Raw genomic sequence first — 17,368 nt, 5'->3', positions numbered from 1 at the left:
CTCGATCCGCGCCCACTGGGCGTCAGTCAACGACACACCCAGACCAACGACCGGATGATCCGAAGGAAACGGCCTAGACGCGGTGGAGCGTGGGCCAGACGCCGCGCAGGAGCTGGCCCGCGGGCAGACGGCGGAGCTGGCCGTGGGCACCACGGTCCGCGCGCTTTCGCCTCCAGGCCCACAACCCGGACACCGCCCGCGTGATGATCGTGAGCACCGGCGCCCCGCCGCGCCGGCCCCGCTTACCAGGCAGCGCCGGGTGAGCCATGTGGATGCTGCCCGCTGTGATGCTCGCCGCTCCCACCAAAGGAGGCCCGGTGAGAACGGCCTCTCAGCTCTGTGTCTCCGTGTCGGAAGGCCACGGGCGAGCCCCGGAGCTCCTCCTCACGGCCACGGGGCAGTGCTCCGGCCCGACAGGGCCGTCGTGAGGGGTGCCCATCCGGGGGGGCGAACCGCTGATAGGAGTCTGAGGCTATCCGCATCCCGCCCATGTCGGCTGCGGGCTACTCAGAAGGGTCTGAGTACGCGTGCCCAGGCGGTGCGCGGGGACCGGTGTCTAGCCTGCCAGCATGAGCGTTGAGCAGATGGCCGGGCCGGGGGCACAGAGGGCGGCGCGGCCGCAGGCGCGGGGTACGGCCTCGCTGGTGCTGGGTGCGGCCGCACTCGCCATGATTGTGCTCCCGCTGATGGTGCAGATCCCGGGGCCGTTGTGGGTCCGCTTCTTTCCGTGGATTTGCATCGCGCCCGCGGCAGTCGGTGCGGTCGTCTCCGGCCTGGTGGTGCTGCACCGGGTGCGGGGCCGCGGGGACGTCGATGCGTTCCGGGCGCGGATGGGCATCACGCTCGGCACGGTTGCTGTGGCGCTGCCGGTGGCCGTGCTCCTGTGGGCGCTCTGGGCGCTGAACGAAGCCGTCAACTGAACGGCTCGCGGCGGAACTTCTTCATGCTCCCCGTCGGTATCCAGTACGTGCAGCCCACCCGCGGACGGCATCAGGCTCATGGTGCGCAACGGGCGGTACTCCACCAACCACCAGGTCACTATCGACGCCAGCCCCCGCCACCGGCTTGTACAGGTCACGTCCGATCCGCACGGCAACGAGATCAGTAGTTGCTTCCGGAGAACACGCTCAGACACATGTGTCTGCCGTCCGCGCGGTAGGCGGGGTCGACGTCGTAGGAGGCCTCAATCGGTTGCGGAGTGTCTTCTGCGAAGAGGCATCGGCCCCGCTCGTCCGGAGCGTGAGCGATGGCGTCGGCGTCGGCGTCCTGGCAGTTGACGAGCCCGAGGTCTTGTTCGGGCCAGCTCGCTGCGTTGGTCACGCACTGCCCGGCTGCCAGTTGGGAGGGGCGTGGGGGGTCATCGCCGCCCCGGGTGGCGTTCACTGTGATGACGGTGGCTGCCAGCGCGGCCAGGACTCCCATCCCGGTCAGCGCGGCAGGTCTGCGCAGCAGCGGGCGTCCGGCGTCAAGCGGGTGACGCCATCCGCCGTGTGGTTGCGCCATGCGCCGCAGCTGTACCCACCGCACGAGATTGGCCACCAGCGTGAGGGGAGTCGCGATCAGGGAGAACGGGCTCCACCAGCCCAGCAGCAGGGTGCTGGCCGACATGTCCCGCACGACGGCCAGGGCGCACATCCGGCAGAAGGTACCGCGCGTCTTGAGAAAGCTCATGTAGATGAGGCGGCCGCGGTGCCCGTAGATGGTGGTGAAGACCGCGGGACCGCTGCCGCACACCTGGCACCCCAGTGGGGGTGCAGGCGGCGGCGTGGACCATGTACTTGGGGCAGCGGGGTGTTGTGGGTCCGTGGGGGGAAGTCCACCGGGCCAGGCGTCGGCAGTGTGCGGCGGTCCGTACCCGGGCTGCTGGGGTATCGCAGGGTGGTCGTGTGGTGGAGGAGTGGTCATGAGTCTCTCCTGGTCGGTGGCAGACGCGTGCGCACCGTCGACGCGCAGGCGGGGTCCAGACAGTACCTAAATGCAAAGCGGTGCACCGGTCGTCATGCTGTGCGCTGTGCTCTGTCGTGGAGGTGCTGGACCATCGAGAACTCACGGACCCGCGCACTGTCCCCGGTCATCGCCGAGGCAAGGTCGTTGAGGACGTCCGGCAGGCCCTTTGCCGGAGTGGGCAGGTGGGCGGCGACGCACTGGGCGAGGGCGTCGAAGACGATGGCCTGGCGGAAGACGAGGTGCGATGGACGCTCCCACTCGACTTCGACTTCCTCAGGCTCCTTGTCCGGCATCGCGAACGCCCGCGGGAGCGCCTGGTCGTGGGCGGCCACAAGGTCCTCGTGCAGCCGCTCGCGTGCCGCGGCCGGGAGGGTGTCCGCGGTGAGGGCGGCCAGGGCCAGGGGATGCTCGCGCAGACCGGCGTGGGCCAGGGCCAGGTCCAGGGCGTGGCGGCGCATCCGCCCCAGCATGGCGGGCCCCAGAGCGGCCAGGTAGCTGATGAAGGGCTCCCGCTTCAGCAGGGGGGAGTGGATGTCCTCCTGGCCGAGCAGGTAAGCAGGCACCGGCGTGATCTGCACGGCCCGGTGCGTGCCCTGTACCCACGCCTGGTCGAACCGTGCGCCCGTGGCACGCTCGACGGCCACCAGGCTCGCGCCGCAGCCGCTCCAACCTTCCAGGTCAAGGCCGTGCAGCAGAGGCTGCCAGGCGCCGCGGCGCGCACCGTAGGCGCTCTCGGGATCGAGCGTGTCAAAGGAGGACGAGATCAGGCCGTTCTCGGCCAGACTCAGGCGGCAGGCCGCGTTGAGGCTCCAGTGGGCGCTGGCGGTACGGCCAAGGCGGGACAGCGGGCGCAGCACTTCCTCACGCGAACCCTGATAGTCGTTGTGCTCAACGACGACGATTGCCGGTCCTGACCGGGAGACCAGAATTAAGTCCCCGTCGTAGTACTCACCCAAATCCTCCAGGCGCCAGGGACGGGTTCGTTCTGGGTCACCGCCAAAGAGGCGGATCACGGCGTCCTCGTCGGCGCCGTGCACGGCCGTGAACGTGGCCGCCTCCTCCAAGTGCATGTCAGTGAGGAACTGGTTGAGACGCTGGGGTGAGGTCATAGGCGCGATTGTTGCCGCTCCCACTGACAACCGCGCCCGGCCGGGCGGATCGCATCCGCTGCGCGCGGCTGCTCAGCCGGGCGTCGAGAAACGCGATCTCACCGGTGTGGGTGTCATCCGTGCCTGCTCTCCTTACTGCCGGCGCAGGCGGGGCAGAAGGTGTACATGTACGCGGCCCAGAGACCTTCGATCTCGGCGCGCGTGCGCAGCGTCATGTAGGGCCATCGCACGTGGTCGTGGTCGGTGATCCGGCTGTAGGTCCGGATGCTGGTGTTGCAGCGGGCGCGCCTGTCAGAGGTGAAGCGGTGCAGGTCATACGCGTCCTGGGTGGTGCCGGCCCATTCCCTGGGGCCGGCGGAGACCGCCTTCATGAGGGTGCTCCTTGTCTACTCGGCGTGCCAGTTGGTGCCGGTTTGTACCCAGCGGAGCCAGACGGTCCAGCGGCCGTCCGCCCAGCTTTCGATCGTGATCTGCCGGGCGTCGGTGTCCTTCTTCTCCTGGGCGACGGCGTCCAGGACGGCGGATTCGGAGCGGTGCGGCTTGTAGACGGGTCCGTCAGGTGACGGGATGGCCAGCCGCCACGGCCTCGAAGGCTTCTTCGCGGACATCAGCTCGCCGTCGTCATAACGGCCGCTCATAGCGCTCCAGCGGTGTGGTGGGTTCGGGGCCGAGGCGCTCGATGGCCTCCTACTGGGCGCGGCGATGGCTGCTGGGCATGGTCAGCTCTTCTCTGTTTCGGCGCGGGCGGCCAGCTGGGCCAGGGTGTCCTCCGTGTCGGTCACCAGCCCCACGAAGCCTCCCCCGCCCCCGTAAGCGACCGAGGATTCGCCCGCTTGCTTCGGGATGTTGATCGCTTCGACGAAGGCGTCGTCGTGCGGCGTGGTGCCCTTGAAGAGCCAGAGCCAGAGCCAGAGCCAGTAGGCGCCGAGGGTGTCGGTGCCTACGGCGATGCAGTGGCCGGGCGGGGTCGTGTCGTCGGTGCCGGCCCATGTGATGGTCGCCGTGGCGGCCTGGAACCTTGCGGGCATCAGCTCTCCTCGGTGATGCCCGCGATGTGGAAGCTGAACGGGACGTCCTCGCCCGCCTCGTACATCTCTTCGCGGATCCGGTCGGCGTCGATGTCGTCGTCCGCCTCGATGGTTATCGTCAGCGTGTACTTCTTCATGGTCGCTCCCTCCCTAGTGGCAGATCCTTTGACTGGTGGCAAGCCACCTGCGATGATGCGCCCATGTCCTCGCCAGAAGAGCGCCGCAGGCAGCACCGCCACAAGCACAAGCAGCGTGTCCTGCGCAACATCAGCGAGGAGTTGTGGAAAGACTTCGCTGCCGCCGTCCCGGCCGGCAGCGACCGCTCCGCCGAGGTCCGCCGCTTCATTGAGTGGTACGTCCGCCGCCCCGGCGCCCAACCACCGCAACGGCCGACCACGCCCGAGCGGAAGGACGCCGCGACGTAGGATTCCGCAGTGGCAGGTACTTACCCGAACTGATCGAAAAGCGACAGGAGGCGGACGTGACTCACGCGCGTCTCCTTCAGGTGCAGGAACGTATCAACGCGTGACGGTGGCGCCGGGGGCTCCGGTTACCGCGGCCGAATGGCCCGAGCCCCGTGGCAGGATCCCTCAGCGGCCGGATGAAGAGCGGCCCTGGAAGTCCAGGGTGCGATTGCCCCGGCCGAGGATCGCCTTGCCGTTGACCTGAGCTGAAGCAGCAAGTCCACCATTCAGGGGGCACCGCGGCCGCGCACCTGGCGCTGGCGTGTCGCCCGCTGCCCTCCCCGAACCCGGGCGGCCAATAGCGGTCCGATCACGGCCGGTTAGGCCCGGACGGCGCTGGCGGAACTGCGAGAGCTCACTGCGCGGTGTGCTGGGCCAGGGCGCCGCCGGCGTCGGTGTCCGCCGCGGCGAGGTCGAGGACGGCGCGCGCCAGGCGGGGCCTGCCGGTGAGCGCCGTGGCGGCGCCGGCCGCCGTGATGGTGCCCGCTCCGCGCCCGGCGGTCGACGACGCCGTCGCGGTCACCGTGCTGCCCGGCCTGTTCGTGCCGGAGGCGCGGCAGTGGCTGTCGACGTCGACGGGCCGGATCCGCTGGACGGCTACTGCTGGATGCAGGCGGTCCACTGGGTGGCCGGGTCGGGGCTGTACCAGCCGCGGCGGCACCGGTCGCACGGGCGCGCAGCTTCGGAGCGACGACGGTGCGTGTCGCCCAGGAGCACGCGCTGTCGCCGTGCCGTCCGGGGATCGGGTACCTGGTGCGCCGGACCGGCCTGTCGGAGTGGTCGGTGGAGTACCACCTGGGGATGCTGCGGGAGGCCGGGCTGCTCGCGTACATCGTGCGGGGCACTCGGGCGCGTGGTGAGGCGGCGCGGCGTCGGAGTTCGCGCTTATGGTGCCGGTGGAGTTCGACGTGGCGCTTGGCGTGCGTACGGCCGGTGAGGGCACCGGACGCTGGACGCGGCCACCCGGTCCGGGGGAGAGCTATGCAGTGATGAGCTTCGACCCGGTCACACTGAAGCACGACGCCGGCTGAACCTGTGCGTGCACCCCAAGCCGAGGCGTCGCGCGTTCCCCGAGCCGCTCGACATACCCGACGGCGCATCGGCCCCGATCGACCAATCCATGTCGAACGACGCCGCCAAGCCGTGTGTTGGGCGACGCCGAGAATGCCGATGAGTGCGGCACTGAGCGTGCCAACGAGATGAGCACGAGAAGGCCCTGCTGGGGGCATCCCAGCGGGGCGGTGGTCAGCGAGGTGTCGCTGTGGTCGGCAAGGTGCCGGTGGGGTTCAGAGGGTGAGGGCGTCGGGGAGTTCGTCGAGGGAGTGGATGACGCGGACGCCGTCGTTGGTGGCGTTGCCGAGACTGGTGTTCGCCCGGTCGAGCCAGTAGGCATGCAGCCCTGCGTCGTGGGCTCCCACGGCGTCGAGCGTGTACTTGTCTCCGACGTAGGCCACTTCGTCTGGTGGGAGGCCGATGGACGTGCAGCCTGCGAGGAAGATGCTCGGTGCGGGCTTTGCTGCGCCGTGCTGATCGGAGCAGATGAGCGTGCTGTCGAAGTAGGGCAGCAGACCGATGGCGTGGAGTTTGCCGCGCTGGTGGTCGGTGGATGAGTTGGAGACGATTCCAAGCCGGTAGTCGGGTGCGAGTTTCCTGAGGACGGGCTCGGCATCGGGGAATGCCGCCCAGGCGGCGTTGCGGTGGGCCTCGTATTCGGCGAACCAGGCGGAGGCTTCCTGGTCCGACAAGGCAGAGGTGTCCTGTCCGATGTGGGAGAGGAATTGGCGGGTGCGTTCGCGCCGCTGTTCGATGAAGGTGAGTTCGCCGTTGAGGAAGCGTGCGTACTGCGTTTCCATGATCGTCCGCCAGATCGCGAGTGCCGTGGCAGGGTCGGGAAACTGATCGAGTAGCCGTTGCGCCCGCAGGTGGCCGAGCACGCCGGCTTTTTCCGAGGTCGAGTAGTCGAACAGGGTGTCGTCCACGTCGAAGAGCACACCCTGGATCGGCATGAGATGGTCCCTTCTGGCCCGGTGGGAACTGCTTTCGGCGTGGGCGAGCATCCCACGAGTGCTGCGTGGAGTCAGTCGCCGACCACCTCGCTCAGGGACGCGCGGGCGGCCGCCTCGTCGACGAGGTTCTTGCCGGTGGCGAAGGCGGTGGGGGGCGAAGCCGGGGAAGCCGTGGCGACTGGCTTCGGCCCGACGCCTGCCGCTGAGCGTGCCGCGGCACTGACCGAACTGGAGCCAGAGGAGACGATTGCCCCGGCACAGCGCCCGACTGCCTGACCGGTCTGACCGAGCGTGGCATGGTGGCCCGGCCGCCGGTGGCAGCGTCCTCGCGCGGTTCGACGGCATCCTCGCCGCGGCCGTGCCGGAGCTCACCGGTCACGTCCAGGCCGCGGCGTTCGACGCGGACACCAGCCGCCTGGACACCCCCGACGCCCCCGCGTACGGCACGAAGCTGCGCTGGAGCGCGGCGAAGCTGGTCGCGGGCGCCAACGAAAAGGTGCGCGGTGCGAACGCCGCACGTCCTGGCGCCCGCTTTCATGCAGGCTGGCCCTGCCACGGCGGCCGCCGACGCGGCTCCGCTGGCCGTGCCCGCCGCGCCGGTGCAGCGACGACCCCCACCGGACGGCTACCGCTGTGCCATCGAGGTGCACCGCCAGCCCGTCCGGCCGTCGGGGGTTGGCCCGGCCATCGCGGAGGCCATGGGGCGGCAGACCGCCGTGATGCGGGAGTTGAGCCACCGGGCCTTTCCCGAGCCGGACATCGTCGCGGACAACGTGCCGGCCTCGGTCGAGGCGACCCGGGCACGGCGCCGCCACCAGGCCGCGGTCGCCCGGGCCGCTGCCCTGCTCCGGGCCCGGCAAGAGCGCGCGGCCCGGGAGTGCGGGGCGCCGGCCGACGTCCTCCGGTCGACTACGGTGCCGGAGCCAGCCGGCCCGTGCCATCGCGCTGTACGGGCAGCTTCTGGCGGCGCGGGGGTTGCTGGTGCCGGAGCGAAGTGACCTTCCGCTGCTTTCCGCCGTCGCCATCGTCGGCTGGCCGGCCGCCGCTTTCGCTGCCCGCCCCGGCGGGGGCGCCCCGGCACGGCCCTTGTACCGTCCGTACCAAGTCCCTCTCCGGGGGTGCGCGGGGTACGGAGGCACATCGCACGCCCGGGACCCACACCGTCCCACCGAACAGGAAACGACCAGATGACCGCGCTCCCCACCCAGCCCGTTCACCGGGACATGCCGGCCCTGCTCCGCCCCCTCCACGCGGAGGTCCTGCGGCGCAACCCGGGCGAAGTCGAGTTCCACCAGGCACTCGGCGAGGTCCTTGAGTCCCTGGAACCGGTACTCACCGCGCGCCCCGAACTCCTCGAGGTCCGTGTCCTGGAGCGGCTTGTGGAGCCCGAGCGGCAGCTCATCTTCCGGGTGCCGTGGCAGGACGACGCGGGCCGCGTCCACGTCAACCGGGGCTTTCGCATCGAGTTCAACAGCGCGCTCGGCCCCTACAAGGGCGGCCTGCGCTTCCACCCGACGGTCGGCCTCGGCACCGTGAAGTTCCTCGGCTTCGAGCAGGTCTTCAAAAACGCCCTCACCGGCCTCAACATCGGCGGGGGCAAGGGCGGCAGCGACTTCGACCCGCGTGGCCGCTCCGACGCCGAGGTCATGCGCTTCTGCCAGTCCTTCATGATCGAGCTGCACCGTCATCTGGGTGAGCACACCGACGTCCCCGCCGGCGACATCGGCGTCGGCGGCCGCGAGATCGGCTACCTCTTCGGCCAGTACCGGCGCATCACCAACCGCTGGGAGGCGGGCGTCCTCACCGGCAAGGGAATCGGCTGGGGCGGCTCCCTGGTCCGCGCCGAGGCCACCGGGTACGGCAACGTCCTCTTCGCCCTGGAGATGCTGCGGACCCGGGGCGAGGACCTGGAAGGCCGCCCGGTCACCGTCTCCGGCTCCGGCAACGTCGCCCTCTACTCGATCGAGAAGGCGCAGGCCCTCGGCGCGCACGTGCTCACCGCCTCCGACTCCGGCGGCTACGTCGTCGACGAGAAGGGCATCGACCTCGCCCTCCTCAAGGAGATCAAGGAGCAGGAACGCGGCCGCGTCAGCGACTACGCCGAGCGCCGGGGGACTTCGGCCCGCTACGTGGCGGGCGGCAGCGTCTGGGACGTCCCCGCCGATGTCGCCCTCCCCTCGGCCACCCAGAACGAACTGGACGCCGACGCGGCGCGGACCCTGGTCCGCAACGGTGTCAAAGCGGTCTCCGAGGGCGCCAACATGCCCACCACCCCCGAGGCCGTCCGCGTCCTGCGCGACGCGGACGTCCTCTTCGGCCCGGGCAAGGCCGCCAACGCGGGCGGCGTGGCGACCAGCGCCCTGGAGATGCGGCAGAACGCGGCCCGCGAGTCCTGGACCTTCGACCAGGTCGAGGCCCGCCTCGCGGGCATCATGCGCGATATCCACGAGACAGTCCGCGCGACCGCCGAACGCTACGGGGCCCCCGGCGACTACGTCATGGGCGCCAATATCGCCGGGTTCGAACGCGTCGCCGACGCGATGCTCGCCCAGGGCGTCGTCTGACCCCGGTAACGGCAGTCCGGCCGGTACCGGGCGGGCCGCAGCTTACGGTTCCGTACCGCCGTAGGCCGGGGCGGGCGTCAAGGCGGGTGCGGGCGGGGCGGGCCCGGGGCCCGTTGCCCAGCGCCGCGGACGCGGGTGACGGGCCCGCGGGGCCGGCGCGCGCGGTGCCAGGAACCTCGCGGCGGCGGATCGCGAGGGCGGCAACGGCCAGGACGGTCATCACCGTGCGCAAGGCGTCCAACCAGGCTGACGCCCCCCCGGGGCTGCGGCACCGCGGGGGAGCGGCGGTGGAAGAAGACGAGCCCCTGCACAACGATGCCAAGGACGCCCGCCGTCTCCTGCGCCGTGTCCCCTCGCCTCGTCGAGACCGGTCCGGCCGCCTCGCCCGGCGCCTGGCCGAGCAGTTGTGCTCCGGCGGCCCGGTCACCAACCTGGTGGGCTGGCTGCTGGCCCGTGGCCTGCCGCAGCGCCGGGACCGCGGCGACACCCGGTGCACGATCGGGTGCTGCTCGACTCCGGCCGGGGCTGCTCCCGCTGCCAGGACCGGTGCGAGGACCGCCGTGCGCAGCGCCGGAAGGTCGCGGCCGACGTGGAGGTCGCGCTGTCGCAGGTCTCCGCGGACGAGCGCCGGGCAGCCACGGCCAAGTGGCTCCATCAGGACGTGTCGGCCAGGGTCTGGGCCCGCGGGCCGAGTGGGAGCAGATCCACGCCCGGCAGGCGGCGCGAAGGCCTGCGCCGAAGCCGCGGCCGCGGCTGCGCAGACCCTCGTCGTCCAGGCCGCGCCCGTCGCGCCGGTCGTGGTGCCCGCCCCACATCCGGCCGCCGCGCTCGCTGTGGCCGTCGACGACGTCGATCAGGAGCAGGACCTCGTCCTCGAGAGCTGACCCACGACCAGGTCCGCGACTGGCGGGTGCGCGCGATGAGAGACCCTCAGGTGGTGTGCGACAACATCGACCGGTACGGCGAGACGCCGGCCCGGCGCCTGTTCACCGGGCGGCTGGTGGACCAGGTGCGGCGGGTGGTCGGCCTTGGGGACCTGAACCTCGGCTACCTCGCCTGGGGGTAGGCATGAGTGGCGGCGAGACGTCCGGCGTGGACCTGACCGGGTCGTGCTGCGGGCCGCGATGGCACAGGTCCTACAGGAGGAGCAGACCGTGCGGAACAGGCGCGCCGTCCTTCCGCCCCGCGCAGAGGCCCAGGAGCAGGCGGAACGCGGTTCGTCGTGGAGGCCATGCTGCCGCAGGTCTCTGCGTCCGAGCGCCGGGCGGCCACCGCCAAGCGGCTCCACCAGGAGGTGACGGTCAGCGGCCACGGATGTGGCAGCTCCGCACGACGGGACCGGCTACGTCAGTCGGCCCCTGACGCCGCACTCAGCCAGCCTTGAGGACCAGGCATGGGCAGTTGGTGGCAGCAGGCGCCGACCGCTCTCGGGCAGTGCCGGTTTACCGTTCGCGGGATGTTCCGGGAACGTGGCAGCCGTAGGCCCTGACGTAACCGTTGCTCGTCCCTGCATGCGTGCACTCTGTCCTCAGGTTCTTGACGGTGTACGACTGGGTCTGCCCGCCTCCGGTGAACACGGTCGTCGTCGCCGTGTCGACGGTGAAGTGGTAGGGAGCGCCGTTGTCGACGAAGTCGCAGCCGGCCGCCGGCGCACTCAGATTGGGGAAGAGGTACCCCTGCCCGGTCGGCAGAAGAGCGAAGGATGTCGAGGTGGAGCAGTGCGTCGTGGTGGCCGCCTGCGCGGGCGGCGCTGTGGTGACGATCGCGCTCGTGGCAGCTGCCAGGGCGACGCCCGTTGTCAGGATGCGGAGCGATCGATTCCTCATGTGTCCTACCAGCCTTTCACCAGAGGGCCGTACGAGACGTGGTGGCCCTGAGGGCCGGTCGGCGTTCAGTCTTCCGGTGGTCGGTCTGACGTGCACAGCCCGGAACCGGTCGCATGCGCGCTCCCGGTTCGCCCCACGCACCCCTGCTGCCGTTGATCTTTGGGCCACCGCGCCATGAGCTCCGCTCGTTGGACGGCAGGCTACTGGCCAGCCCTCGGGCACAGGTGGCCTGGGCGGCCGCGGGCCTGCCGGGCACCGGACGAGTCACCGTTGAGCAACTGCGGGCGGACCGTACGACCGGCCCGACGAGACGGAAATCCGAGCCGACTGCCAAGGTTTGCCTACGGTCAGCGATGCCTTGGCAGCACACCCCTGGACGGCAACAAAATCACGGACACGGAGCGGCCACTGCCGCTCACCCCGCTCGACGAGGCCCACCTCGCCCGCGCGCACCTTCGCGGACATCCCCCAGGCGCGCTCGCCGCCCTCACCCGGCCTGCCACCGGAGACCAGGGCCTGATCGGCGGCGCCCGGCACCTGCTCGACTTGTCTCAGCAACTCCTGCGCCAGGCCGTCGTGGTCGAGCGCGAGAGCGGCGCCTGCTGGACGGCCGTCGGCGAGGCTGCGGGCACCACACGCCAGGCCGCGCACGAACGTTGGAGCACGGCCGTGGAGGGGCGGAAGCTGACCGAACACCGCCGCACCGGCATCCGCTCGGCCCCTATCGATCCTGGACGCCTGGTGCGCCGGGCTGGACCCCGACCGGCCCCGCGCCTTCAGCGTCACCCTGGCCTCCTTCGTCGACCCCGCTACCCGCCGCGCCGCCCAGGGGCGACGTGAGCAGGCCCGCCAACTGCGCACAGATGTTGCGGAGTTAAAAGGCGCCGACAGCGCCGCCCACCACACGTCCATGGTCGCTCTCAGCACCACGTCCGCACCCGCTCCCAGCGCCGCCACTCCCTTGTGAGAGGCCCGATGAGCCGCGTTCCGGCTGTTGACGGCGTCAGCCAGGGCTGGGACTGCCTGATCCGCATCCTCAGGGATGTCTGGTGACCGTCCGCTCGGCATAGTGCGCTTGTACTGTGGCGGTATGGCAGATCGACGGAACGCGGAAGAGTTAGGCGCACACGTCATCGCAGCCTGGGACCGGATCGAGCGGTGGCTGCACGCTCATGCCCCGGCCTCCGCCGCGCTGCTGCGTCCTGCGGCCGGTGATGCCGACATCGCGGCTGCCGAGGCCGCCATGGGTGTAGTTCTCCCTCCTGCGCTGGCGGCCTGGTATCGGCTCCATGACGGCATCGAGGAGGATGGTGCGGCAGACGTGGCAGGGATCCTCCCGTCGGGTAAGACCATGCTGCCCCTCGGTGCGCTGGTCGAGGAGTACCGGACGCACACGAAGGACTGGGAGCGGGAGGCGGGCATCCTGCCGTTCGCGCGCACTCCGGGGGATACCTGGTCCGGCTGGTACGTCGACGCGCGTGACGGGGAGCCGTCCTACGGCAATCTGGGCACGTGGGCTGTTGACCTCGGGGATGAGCCGTATCCGTCGTCGTACGGCTGGCCGGTGGCCGACTGGCTCGGCGAGATGGCGGCGGCGCTGGAGGAGGGGCGCTGCCTGCGTCATCCGGACGGGACGGCTGACCGGCACGACTGGCCGGCGCTGACCGCGACAGGCGGGCTGACCTGGGTCGACCCTAGGGACCCGCGGCTGTTTCCCGCGGGCGGAACTGTGCTGGACGGCCCCCGCCCAAGTCCCTAGCGTCTGCGGGGTACCAGCGGGCCCGGCGGGCTGGAAAAACCTCCATGTTTTCGCTGCCCGCCGGGCCCGCTGGTGTCTACAGGGCGTCTACGGTCTGGGAACGGTGCACTTCACGGTCGCTTTGGTTGCGTCGCAGTGATCGAAGCCCGGCGTGTCGACCCAGTAGGGGTCTTTGTCCAGCAGTCGGTATTTCTGGCTGAATTCGCTGGGGAAGGACTGCATCGACTGGGTGTTCATCCAGTTGGACATCGTGGAACGCCCGCAGACTTCCTTGAACGTCGGCGCCGCCTCACGGTCGTCGTCGTACAGGTGCCATTCGCCCTGCTTGGCGCGCTTGGAATAGGTCTGCAGGCAGGCATCGCCGGAGGCTACCTCGTTCAGTCCGTCCATGGATTTCGGCATCCCGCCGGAGTTGTAGGTGGCCGCGTAGGCGAACTCGTCGCAGCTGCGCACATCCCCGCTGCTGATGTCGGTGAGCAGCGTGGTCTCGGGGTGTCCCTTGGCCTTGGCCCAGGCATTTCCGGAGACCTTCGGGCAGATGACGTCGCGGTTTTTCTGCGGGTTGCGGCCATGGACATTGCTGGTGGCCTTGGGCAGGTAGAACATCGGCTTCTTGTGTGTCTCGCTGCCCGGGTGGTTGGGGAGCTTGGCCTGGATCAGCCACGCGTGTGCGGCCGCGACGGGGAACTTCTTCGTGTGGAAGGTCCACGTCGGGATGTATTTGTGGAACGTGCAGCCCGGCTTGGTGGTGGAGGAGATCTTGTCGCAGCGGATCTGCGCGTCGTTGGTTATCCAGCGGGAGGCGGCCGGGTTCGTGACGGGCGCGTAGGCGGTGATCTTCGTGGAGAGGTCGAGCGTGTCAGCCTTGTCGGCCGCGTTCCAGGTGTGGTCGGTGGTCCCGACGGCGGTGTGCGACCACGGATTCGCACTCGTCCATACCAGCGCCCCGTCCCAGGACTGCTGGCCGCTGGAGCACCGGTCAGAAAGCAGGCAGTCGAACTCCACGTTGAGCGTGACCGATCCGAAATCCTTGTCGATTTCCAGTGGTACGAGGGTGAGCTGCTGCTTGAACGTCGGCGAGGTTCCGGAGAGCTTCACTTCCTGGCCTACTGCCCATGCGGCGTACAGCGTTTCCCCGGTGGGCCTGCCGTCTTTGATGACGATGCCGTGGTACTCGTACTTGAAGCCCGCGATGCATGCCTCGAACCGCTTGATGTACGAGCTGCCCAGGCCTTCACACCAGTCGACCAGGTGAGGAAGCTCTGCCTTCGTTCCCCTCGCCCCGTTCCTCAGGGCGTCACGGGTCTTCATGCTGTCATCGGGGACCAGGCGCGAACAGGGCTGGATGCCTGTCTTCTCGTTCAGCCTGCCGCAGTTCCAGCCGTCCGAGGCGCTGTAGCCGATGGGTGGCTCGGTCGGTGGGACCGGGAAGGCCGATGGCTGGTGGATCAGCTGCCGCTCTTGGTAGGCGTCCTGGTTGAGGGTCGGGGCGTCCTTGTCTGGCTCAGGCAGCTTGATGTCGACGGCCCGGTCACGGATCTTGAAGTTGGCCCAGGGGGACCACTCGGTCTCGTACAGGCCGCCGTCGTAGGCAGAGGTGTGGAAGGTGTAGGTGACGCCTGGCTTGAGCTTCCCTACCGGCACCGTGACCTGCGCACGCTCGCCGGAGGGAACGTAGTCGGACACCAGGACGCCGTACTCGCTGTCGTTGAGCTTGACTTGCGTCTTCGGTTTGCCGTCGGCGTCCGTCGTATAGACCTCGAATGTGAGGTTGGCCTTGTCGTTGTCCTTGTCGGTCACGGTGTTGCGCAGCACTGTCTCGGTGCTGTCGACCTGCCAGACCCCGTCCTTCTGCTTGAACGAGGGACCGGCCTGCGGATTCTTGCCCGACTCGGGCCGGTGACCAGCCTGCCTCTTCTTCTCCGGTCCCGCCGCGGGGCGGGAGGAGGGAGCGGCGTTGGGGTCGGGGCTGGGGGTGGAACCGGGGTCGGGTGCGGCGGCTGCCGCCCCGGATCCCACGAGCAAGGCAAGCGCCACACTCGTGGCTAATCGTCCCAGAGTGCCTCTTCGCCTAAGTAAACCAGACACGAAAACAACCTCTCCTGCAATGGATGGGTTTGCAGTGCCGCACACCTTCCTAGGCCCTGTGCGACTGCCCTGGCAACGCCAACTAATCGGACATCAGGGCCCGTTCGGCTGATGTCAGATGTGACGCTGCTCACGGTCGCGAACCCAAGCCAGCTTCGTTGCAGTCGCCATGCGACTCGCTGCTGGCCAGGACCGCCGCGCGGTGCGCTGAGCCCGATGACGGGTGTCTCGGCCCGCCTTCCGGCTGATCGAAATCGCCTTGGACGGCGCGGATCCGGGTCTGTGCCTCACGGGCTGTGGTGGGCGTCGTTAGGTGGGGGCGGTGTCAGCGCGGGTTTGCGTCTCCTTGGCCGAGTTCGTCTGCGCTGGCGGTGTAGGTGCGCTTGTACAGGCGGTCATCGGTCCCGCGGGCGAAGTCCCTTCTTGCGGGCGAAGACGTCGAGCCGGTCCGGCCCCAGGTGCAGGCTGCGGGTCCGCAGGCGATGGAGCCGCTGGCGTAGGTGCGGTGGAAGAGCTACCCCTTCCAGCGGTCGGCGAGCCGCCGCTGAGACCCTTCCGGCTCGGTCGCAAGGCGCAGACGAGAACGGTGCCCCGGATTCCGGCCGGGGCCCTGCCTCGTGTCCGGCCCCGCCTCTTGCCGTCACCGGCGATCGCCGTCGAGGACGCCCTCGCACCCCCCCATGCGATCCGGACAGATGCGAGGGCAGATTGGGGCGACGGCGAAGACCGAGCGGGAGAACATTCGCGAGTGACCCTGGAGGAACTCGACGCCGCGGCCCGGGCAAGCGTGGCGGCCGACCCCCGGTCATCACCGACGACAAGCTCCACCCCGTGCTACGGACCCACCTGCCGGGGTCCAGCGGTGTTCGGCATCAGCGAGCATCAGGAGGGGGCGGCCGGGTACCGTCGACTGCAGCGACGAGGAGGCCATGGTGACAGCGCAGCCCGACCACCGTGCCCGGCAGGGCGTTCCGCCCATGCGCACGCTCGCCGAGTTCCGCGAAGTCCTGGCCACCTGAGGGAGGGTGTCCGATCCGGGCGGGCTTCGACGGGTGCTGGTGAGCCGAGAAGTGTCAGTGGAGTCTCCTACCATCCGCACCATGCGTAGATTCTTCATGGTGGGTAGTCGGACACTGTCGTATGTGGACTTCGGGGGTCCCGGGAGGCCGCTTCTGGCTCTTCACGGGCATTACAGCGAAGCGTTGGTGTTTGCTCCGTTGGCTGCGGCGCTGGCTCCTGAGTGGAGAGTGATCGCGCTCGATCAGCGTGGGCATGGGGAGTCTGACCGTGCTCGCAGTTACGAGCGGGACGAGTATGTCGCTGATGTTGCGGCTTTTCACCAGCAGTTGGACGTCGGTCCGGTGGCGGTGCTGGGCCATTCGCTGGGCGGGGTGAATGCCTACCAGTTCGCGGCCCGGCACCCGGACAAGGTCAGCACGCTGATCGTCGAGGATATTGGTGCGGTTGTGGACTGCGACTGGTCGTTTACTACGCGACTTCCCGGCATTGTGCCGTCCCGGGAGGCGCTGGTCGCGGCCCTGGGTGCGGCGGCACCCTATTTCGAATGTTCCTTCCGTCAGTCGGATCAGGGCTGGGGTTTCTCCTTCGACATCGCGGACACTGTGGCGTCCCAGAAGGCGCTCAACGGTGACCACTGGAACGACTGGATATCGGTGACCTGCCCCACGCTGTTGATCCATGGAACCCACAGCGACGAGTTGGCGCCCGAACACGCCGAAGACATGGCTGCCCGCCGGCCCGACGGAATCCGCCGGGTCGAACTGCCCGCCGGGCACGTCGTGCACCACGATGTCCCCGACCGCTTCGCCGCTGCGGTGACCGCTTTCCTCCTCGGATCATGCTGAGCCCGGGACTTCAGGCCGGCAAGCGGCATCCGTAGTGGTCTTGGTTCCCATGAGTGCGGTGATGCTCGCGACCAAGGTGATAGTGCCAGTAGGCGTCGAAGTCGCCGTTGCTGATGATCGCGCGGAGTTGGAGGAGGGCCTCGGCGCCGGGGACGCTCCATCGGCTGCCGGTGATTGCGAGGCGGTCTTGTGGCTGATCGCGGGCCCCTGAAGGACACAAGGAGGCCCCGTTGGTGCAGAGTCGCCGTGGCTCTTCTGTACCACCGGGCCCAGGGAGGCTCGCGCCACTAGGAAGCAGCGGGCCTGGATCGAGAAGCCCTAGGGGACCGCGTCCGTCCCGGTCGACGTCGCTGCTGTCACTGTCCACGTTCGAGCGTCGCTGGAGGCGGGCATCGAGCGCGCCCGACGCGAGTTCCTAGAGCGGGTGGAGCCGGGCGGGTTGGAGAAGGACCCGGTCCTGGCGGCGTCCGCGCTCGCCTTCGCCGCGCTCCGGGCCGTGGGGCAGGCCCTGACGGAGTACCGCAGCAGCGCACTGGGGCGGCTGGGGCGGACCGAGGAAGCCGAAGCGGAGGCCCAGCGGGCGTATAAGACCGAGCAGGGGCGGCGCTGGTACAAGCACAAGCCGGGCGGTGACGGCGGCCTTCGTCGCGGCCACGTCACCACCGCGGGCCGGGCGATGACGTGGTCCCGCATGGCCGCGGCGAACCGTCCG

19 protein-coding genes and 2 pseudogenes are annotated in these 17,368 nt (G+C 69.6%); 9 read left to right on the top strand and 12 right to left on the bottom strand.

Annotated features, from left to right (window positions below; all coding sequences use genetic code 11):
* Positions 1 to 569 precede the first annotated feature (569 nt).
* Positions 570 to 920, top strand: coding sequence for a hypothetical protein (locus QK440_RS38220; protein WP_282797876.1), 351 nt, complete (start codon positions 570 to 572; stop codon positions 918 to 920).
* A gap of 181 nt (positions 921 to 1,101) precedes the next feature.
* On the opposite strand, the gene QK440_RS38215 is transcribed toward QK440_RS38220, so the two are convergent.
* The 6 genes from QK440_RS38215 to QK440_RS38190 all read right to left on the bottom strand — a co-directional run bounded on the left by QK440_RS38215 (position 1,102) and on the right by QK440_RS38190 (position 4,221).
* The gene (locus QK440_RS38215; protein ID WP_282797875.1) at positions 1,102 to 1,671 is read right to left on the bottom strand and encodes a hypothetical protein; all 570 of its coding nucleotides are present in this window, start codon (positions 1,669 to 1,671) and stop codon (positions 1,102 to 1,104) included.
* 326 nt (positions 1,672 to 1,997) lie between these two features.
* Positions 1,998 to 3,056 (bottom strand): DUF6461 domain-containing protein, encoded by a 1,059-nt coding sequence (locus tag QK440_RS38210; protein ID WP_282797874.1) that lies wholly within the window; start codon positions 3,054 to 3,056, stop codon positions 1,998 to 2,000.
* A gap of 113 nt (positions 3,057 to 3,169) precedes the next feature.
* A complete protein-coding gene (locus tag QK440_RS38205; protein WP_282797873.1) occupies positions 3,170 to 3,427 on the bottom strand; it encodes a hypothetical protein in 258 nt (85 codons plus the stop codon).
* Between the two features lie 15 nt (positions 3,428 to 3,442).
* The gene (locus QK440_RS38200) at positions 3,443 to 3,694 is read right to left on the bottom strand and encodes a hypothetical protein (protein WP_282797872.1); all 252 of its coding nucleotides are present in this window, start codon (positions 3,692 to 3,694) and stop codon (positions 3,443 to 3,445) included.
* Positions 3,695 to 3,775: 81 nt separating this feature from the next.
* Complete coding sequence (locus QK440_RS38195; RefSeq protein WP_282797871.1) at positions 3,776 to 4,084, bottom strand: hypothetical protein; 309 nt, start codon at positions 4,082 to 4,084, stop codon at positions 3,776 to 3,778.
* The gene (locus tag QK440_RS38190) at positions 4,084 to 4,221 is read right to left on the bottom strand and encodes a hypothetical protein (RefSeq protein ID WP_282797870.1); all 138 of its coding nucleotides are present in this window, start codon (positions 4,219 to 4,221) and stop codon (positions 4,084 to 4,086) included. The genes QK440_RS38195 and QK440_RS38190 overlap by 1 nt, the downstream gene beginning before the upstream one ends.
* Before the next feature lie 63 nt (positions 4,222 to 4,284).
* Here QK440_RS38190 and QK440_RS38185 point away from each other — a divergent pair, with 63 nt between their 5' ends.
* Entirely contained in the window at positions 4,285 to 4,509 is a 225-nt protein-coding gene (locus QK440_RS38185; protein ID WP_282797869.1) for a hypothetical protein, read from the top strand.
* A 394-nt stretch (positions 4,510 to 4,903) separates the two neighbouring features.
* On the opposite strand, the gene QK440_RS38180 is transcribed toward QK440_RS38185, so the two are convergent.
* The gene (locus QK440_RS38180) at positions 4,904 to 5,170 is read right to left on the bottom strand and encodes a hypothetical protein (RefSeq protein ID WP_282797868.1); all 267 of its coding nucleotides are present in this window, start codon (positions 5,168 to 5,170) and stop codon (positions 4,904 to 4,906) included.
* 274 nt (positions 5,171 to 5,444) lie between these two features.
* Between QK440_RS38180 and QK440_RS38175 the strand changes: the two genes are divergently transcribed.
* On the top strand, positions 5,445 to 5,579 hold the full coding sequence (locus QK440_RS38175) for a hypothetical protein (protein ID WP_282797867.1): 135 nt from the start codon (positions 5,445 to 5,447) through the stop codon (positions 5,577 to 5,579).
* A 255-nt stretch (positions 5,580 to 5,834) separates the two neighbouring features.
* On the opposite strand, the gene QK440_RS38170 is transcribed toward QK440_RS38175, so the two are convergent.
* Positions 5,835 to 6,554 carry an HAD family hydrolase gene (locus QK440_RS38170; RefSeq protein WP_282797866.1) on the bottom strand — a complete coding sequence of 240 codons (720 nt, stop codon included), beginning with the start codon at positions 6,552 to 6,554 and terminating at the stop codon, positions 5,835 to 5,837.
* 1,223 nt (positions 6,555 to 7,777) lie between these two features.
* Here QK440_RS38170 and gdhA point away from each other — a divergent pair.
* The 3 genes from gdhA (at position 7,778) to QK440_RS38155 (ending at position 10,184) form a co-directional block, all read left to right on the top strand.
* Positions 7,778 to 9,118 carry an NADP-specific glutamate dehydrogenase gene (gene gdhA / locus QK440_RS38165; RefSeq protein ID WP_282797877.1) on the top strand — a complete coding sequence of 447 codons (1,341 nt, stop codon included), beginning with the start codon at positions 7,778 to 7,780 and terminating at the stop codon, positions 9,116 to 9,118.
* A gap of 692 nt (positions 9,119 to 9,810) precedes the next feature.
* Positions 9,811 to 10,002, top strand: a complete 192-nt coding sequence (locus QK440_RS38160; RefSeq protein ID WP_282797865.1) for a hypothetical protein — start codon at positions 9,811 to 9,813, stop codon at positions 10,000 to 10,002.
* Between the two features lie 35 nt (positions 10,003 to 10,037).
* Positions 10,038 to 10,184: a hypothetical protein gene (locus QK440_RS38155; RefSeq protein WP_282797864.1), complete on the top strand. Its 147-nt coding sequence runs from the start codon at positions 10,038 to 10,040 to the stop codon at positions 10,182 to 10,184.
* Between the two features lie 376 nt (positions 10,185 to 10,560).
* Here QK440_RS38155 and QK440_RS38150 read toward each other — a convergent pair whose 3' ends face one another.
* Positions 10,561 to 10,944, bottom strand: a complete 384-nt coding sequence (locus QK440_RS38150) for a hypothetical protein (RefSeq protein WP_282797863.1) — start codon at positions 10,942 to 10,944, stop codon at positions 10,561 to 10,563.
* A gap of 264 nt (positions 10,945 to 11,208) precedes the next feature.
* Positions 11,209 to 11,730, bottom strand: coding sequence for a hypothetical protein (locus QK440_RS38145; RefSeq protein WP_282797862.1), 522 nt, complete (start codon positions 11,728 to 11,730; stop codon positions 11,209 to 11,211).
* A 304-nt stretch (positions 11,731 to 12,034) separates the two neighbouring features.
* On the opposite strand from QK440_RS38145, the gene QK440_RS38140 reads away from it, so the two are divergent.
* Positions 12,035 to 12,703, top strand: a complete 669-nt coding sequence (locus tag QK440_RS38140) for an SMI1/KNR4 family protein (RefSeq protein WP_282797861.1) — start codon at positions 12,035 to 12,037, stop codon at positions 12,701 to 12,703.
* Positions 12,704 to 12,790: 87 nt separating this feature from the next.
* Here the strand turns inward: QK440_RS38140 and QK440_RS38135 are convergent, their stop codons facing one another.
* Positions 12,791 to 14,740 carry a hypothetical protein gene (locus tag QK440_RS38135; protein ID WP_282797860.1) on the bottom strand — a complete coding sequence of 650 codons (1,950 nt, stop codon included), beginning with the start codon at positions 14,738 to 14,740 and terminating at the stop codon, positions 12,791 to 12,793.
* Between the two features lie 1,151 nt (positions 14,741 to 15,891).
* On the opposite strand from QK440_RS38135, the gene QK440_RS38130 reads away from it, so the two are divergent.
* Entirely contained in the window at positions 15,892 to 16,656 is a 765-nt protein-coding gene (locus tag QK440_RS38130) for an alpha/beta hydrolase (RefSeq protein WP_282797859.1), read from the top strand.
* Positions 16,657 to 16,666: 10 nt separating this feature from the next.
* On the opposite strand, the pseudogene QK440_RS38125 reads toward QK440_RS38130, so the two are convergent.
* Positions 16,667 to 16,846: pseudogene (locus QK440_RS38125) on the bottom strand (ISKra4 family transposase); the annotation flags it as partial.
* Positions 16,847 to 17,095: 249 nt separating this feature from the next.
* Here QK440_RS38125 and QK440_RS38120 point away from each other — a divergent pair.
* Positions 17,096 to 17,368: pseudogene (locus QK440_RS38120) on the top strand (hypothetical protein); the annotation flags it as partial.

The sequence above is a fragment of the Streptomyces sp. CC224B genome (assembly GCF_030010595.1).
Lineage (GTDB): Bacteria > Actinomycetota > Actinomycetes > Streptomycetales > Streptomycetaceae > Streptomyces > Streptomyces longispororuber.
This window is presented reverse-complemented; position numbering and strand designations above follow the sequence as displayed.

What these genes read in the sequence shown, in the direction of transcription:
- QK440_RS38220 (WP_282797876.1), top strand. Translation starts at nt 570, where the DNA reads ATGAGCGTTGAGCAGATGGCCGGGCCGGGGGCACAGAGGGCGGCGCGG.
- QK440_RS38215 (WP_282797875.1), bottom strand. Translation starts at nt 1,671, where the DNA reads ATGAGCTTTCTCAAGACGCGCGGTACCTTCTGCCGGATGTGCGCCCTG.
- QK440_RS38210 (WP_282797874.1), bottom strand. Translation starts at nt 3,056, where the DNA reads ATGACCTCACCCCAGCGTCTCAACCAGTTCCTCACTGACATGCACTTG.
- QK440_RS38205 (WP_282797873.1), bottom strand. Translation starts at nt 3,427, where the DNA reads ATGAAGGCGGTCTCCGCCGGCCCCAGGGAATGGGCCGGCACCACCCAG.
- QK440_RS38200 (WP_282797872.1), bottom strand. Translation starts at nt 3,694, where the DNA reads ATGAGCGGCCGTTATGACGACGGCGAGCTGATGTCCGCGAAGAAGCCT.
- QK440_RS38195 (WP_282797871.1), bottom strand. Translation starts at nt 4,084, where the DNA reads ATGCCCGCAAGGTTCCAGGCCGCCACGGCGACCATCACATGGGCCGGC.
- QK440_RS38190 (WP_282797870.1), bottom strand. Translation starts at nt 4,221, where the DNA reads ATGAAGAAGTACACGCTGACGATAACCATCGAGGCGGACGACGACATC.
- QK440_RS38185 (WP_282797869.1), top strand. Translation starts at nt 4,285, where the DNA reads ATGTCCTCGCCAGAAGAGCGCCGCAGGCAGCACCGCCACAAGCACAAG.
- QK440_RS38170 (WP_282797866.1), bottom strand. Translation starts at nt 6,554, where the DNA reads ATGCCGATCCAGGGTGTGCTCTTCGACGTGGACGACACCCTGTTCGAC.
- gdhA (WP_282797877.1), top strand. Translation starts at nt 7,778, where the DNA reads ATGCCGGCCCTGCTCCGCCCCCTCCACGCGGAGGTCCTGCGGCGCAAC.
- QK440_RS38155 (WP_282797864.1), top strand. Translation starts at nt 10,038, where the DNA reads ATGAGAGACCCTCAGGTGGTGTGCGACAACATCGACCGGTACGGCGAG.
- QK440_RS38150 (WP_282797863.1), bottom strand. Translation starts at nt 10,944, where the DNA reads ATGAGGAATCGATCGCTCCGCATCCTGACAACGGGCGTCGCCCTGGCA.
- QK440_RS38140 (WP_282797861.1), top strand. Translation starts at nt 12,035, where the DNA reads ATGGCAGATCGACGGAACGCGGAAGAGTTAGGCGCACACGTCATCGCA.
- QK440_RS38130 (WP_282797859.1), top strand. Translation starts at nt 15,892, where the DNA reads ATGCGTAGATTCTTCATGGTGGGTAGTCGGACACTGTCGTATGTGGAC.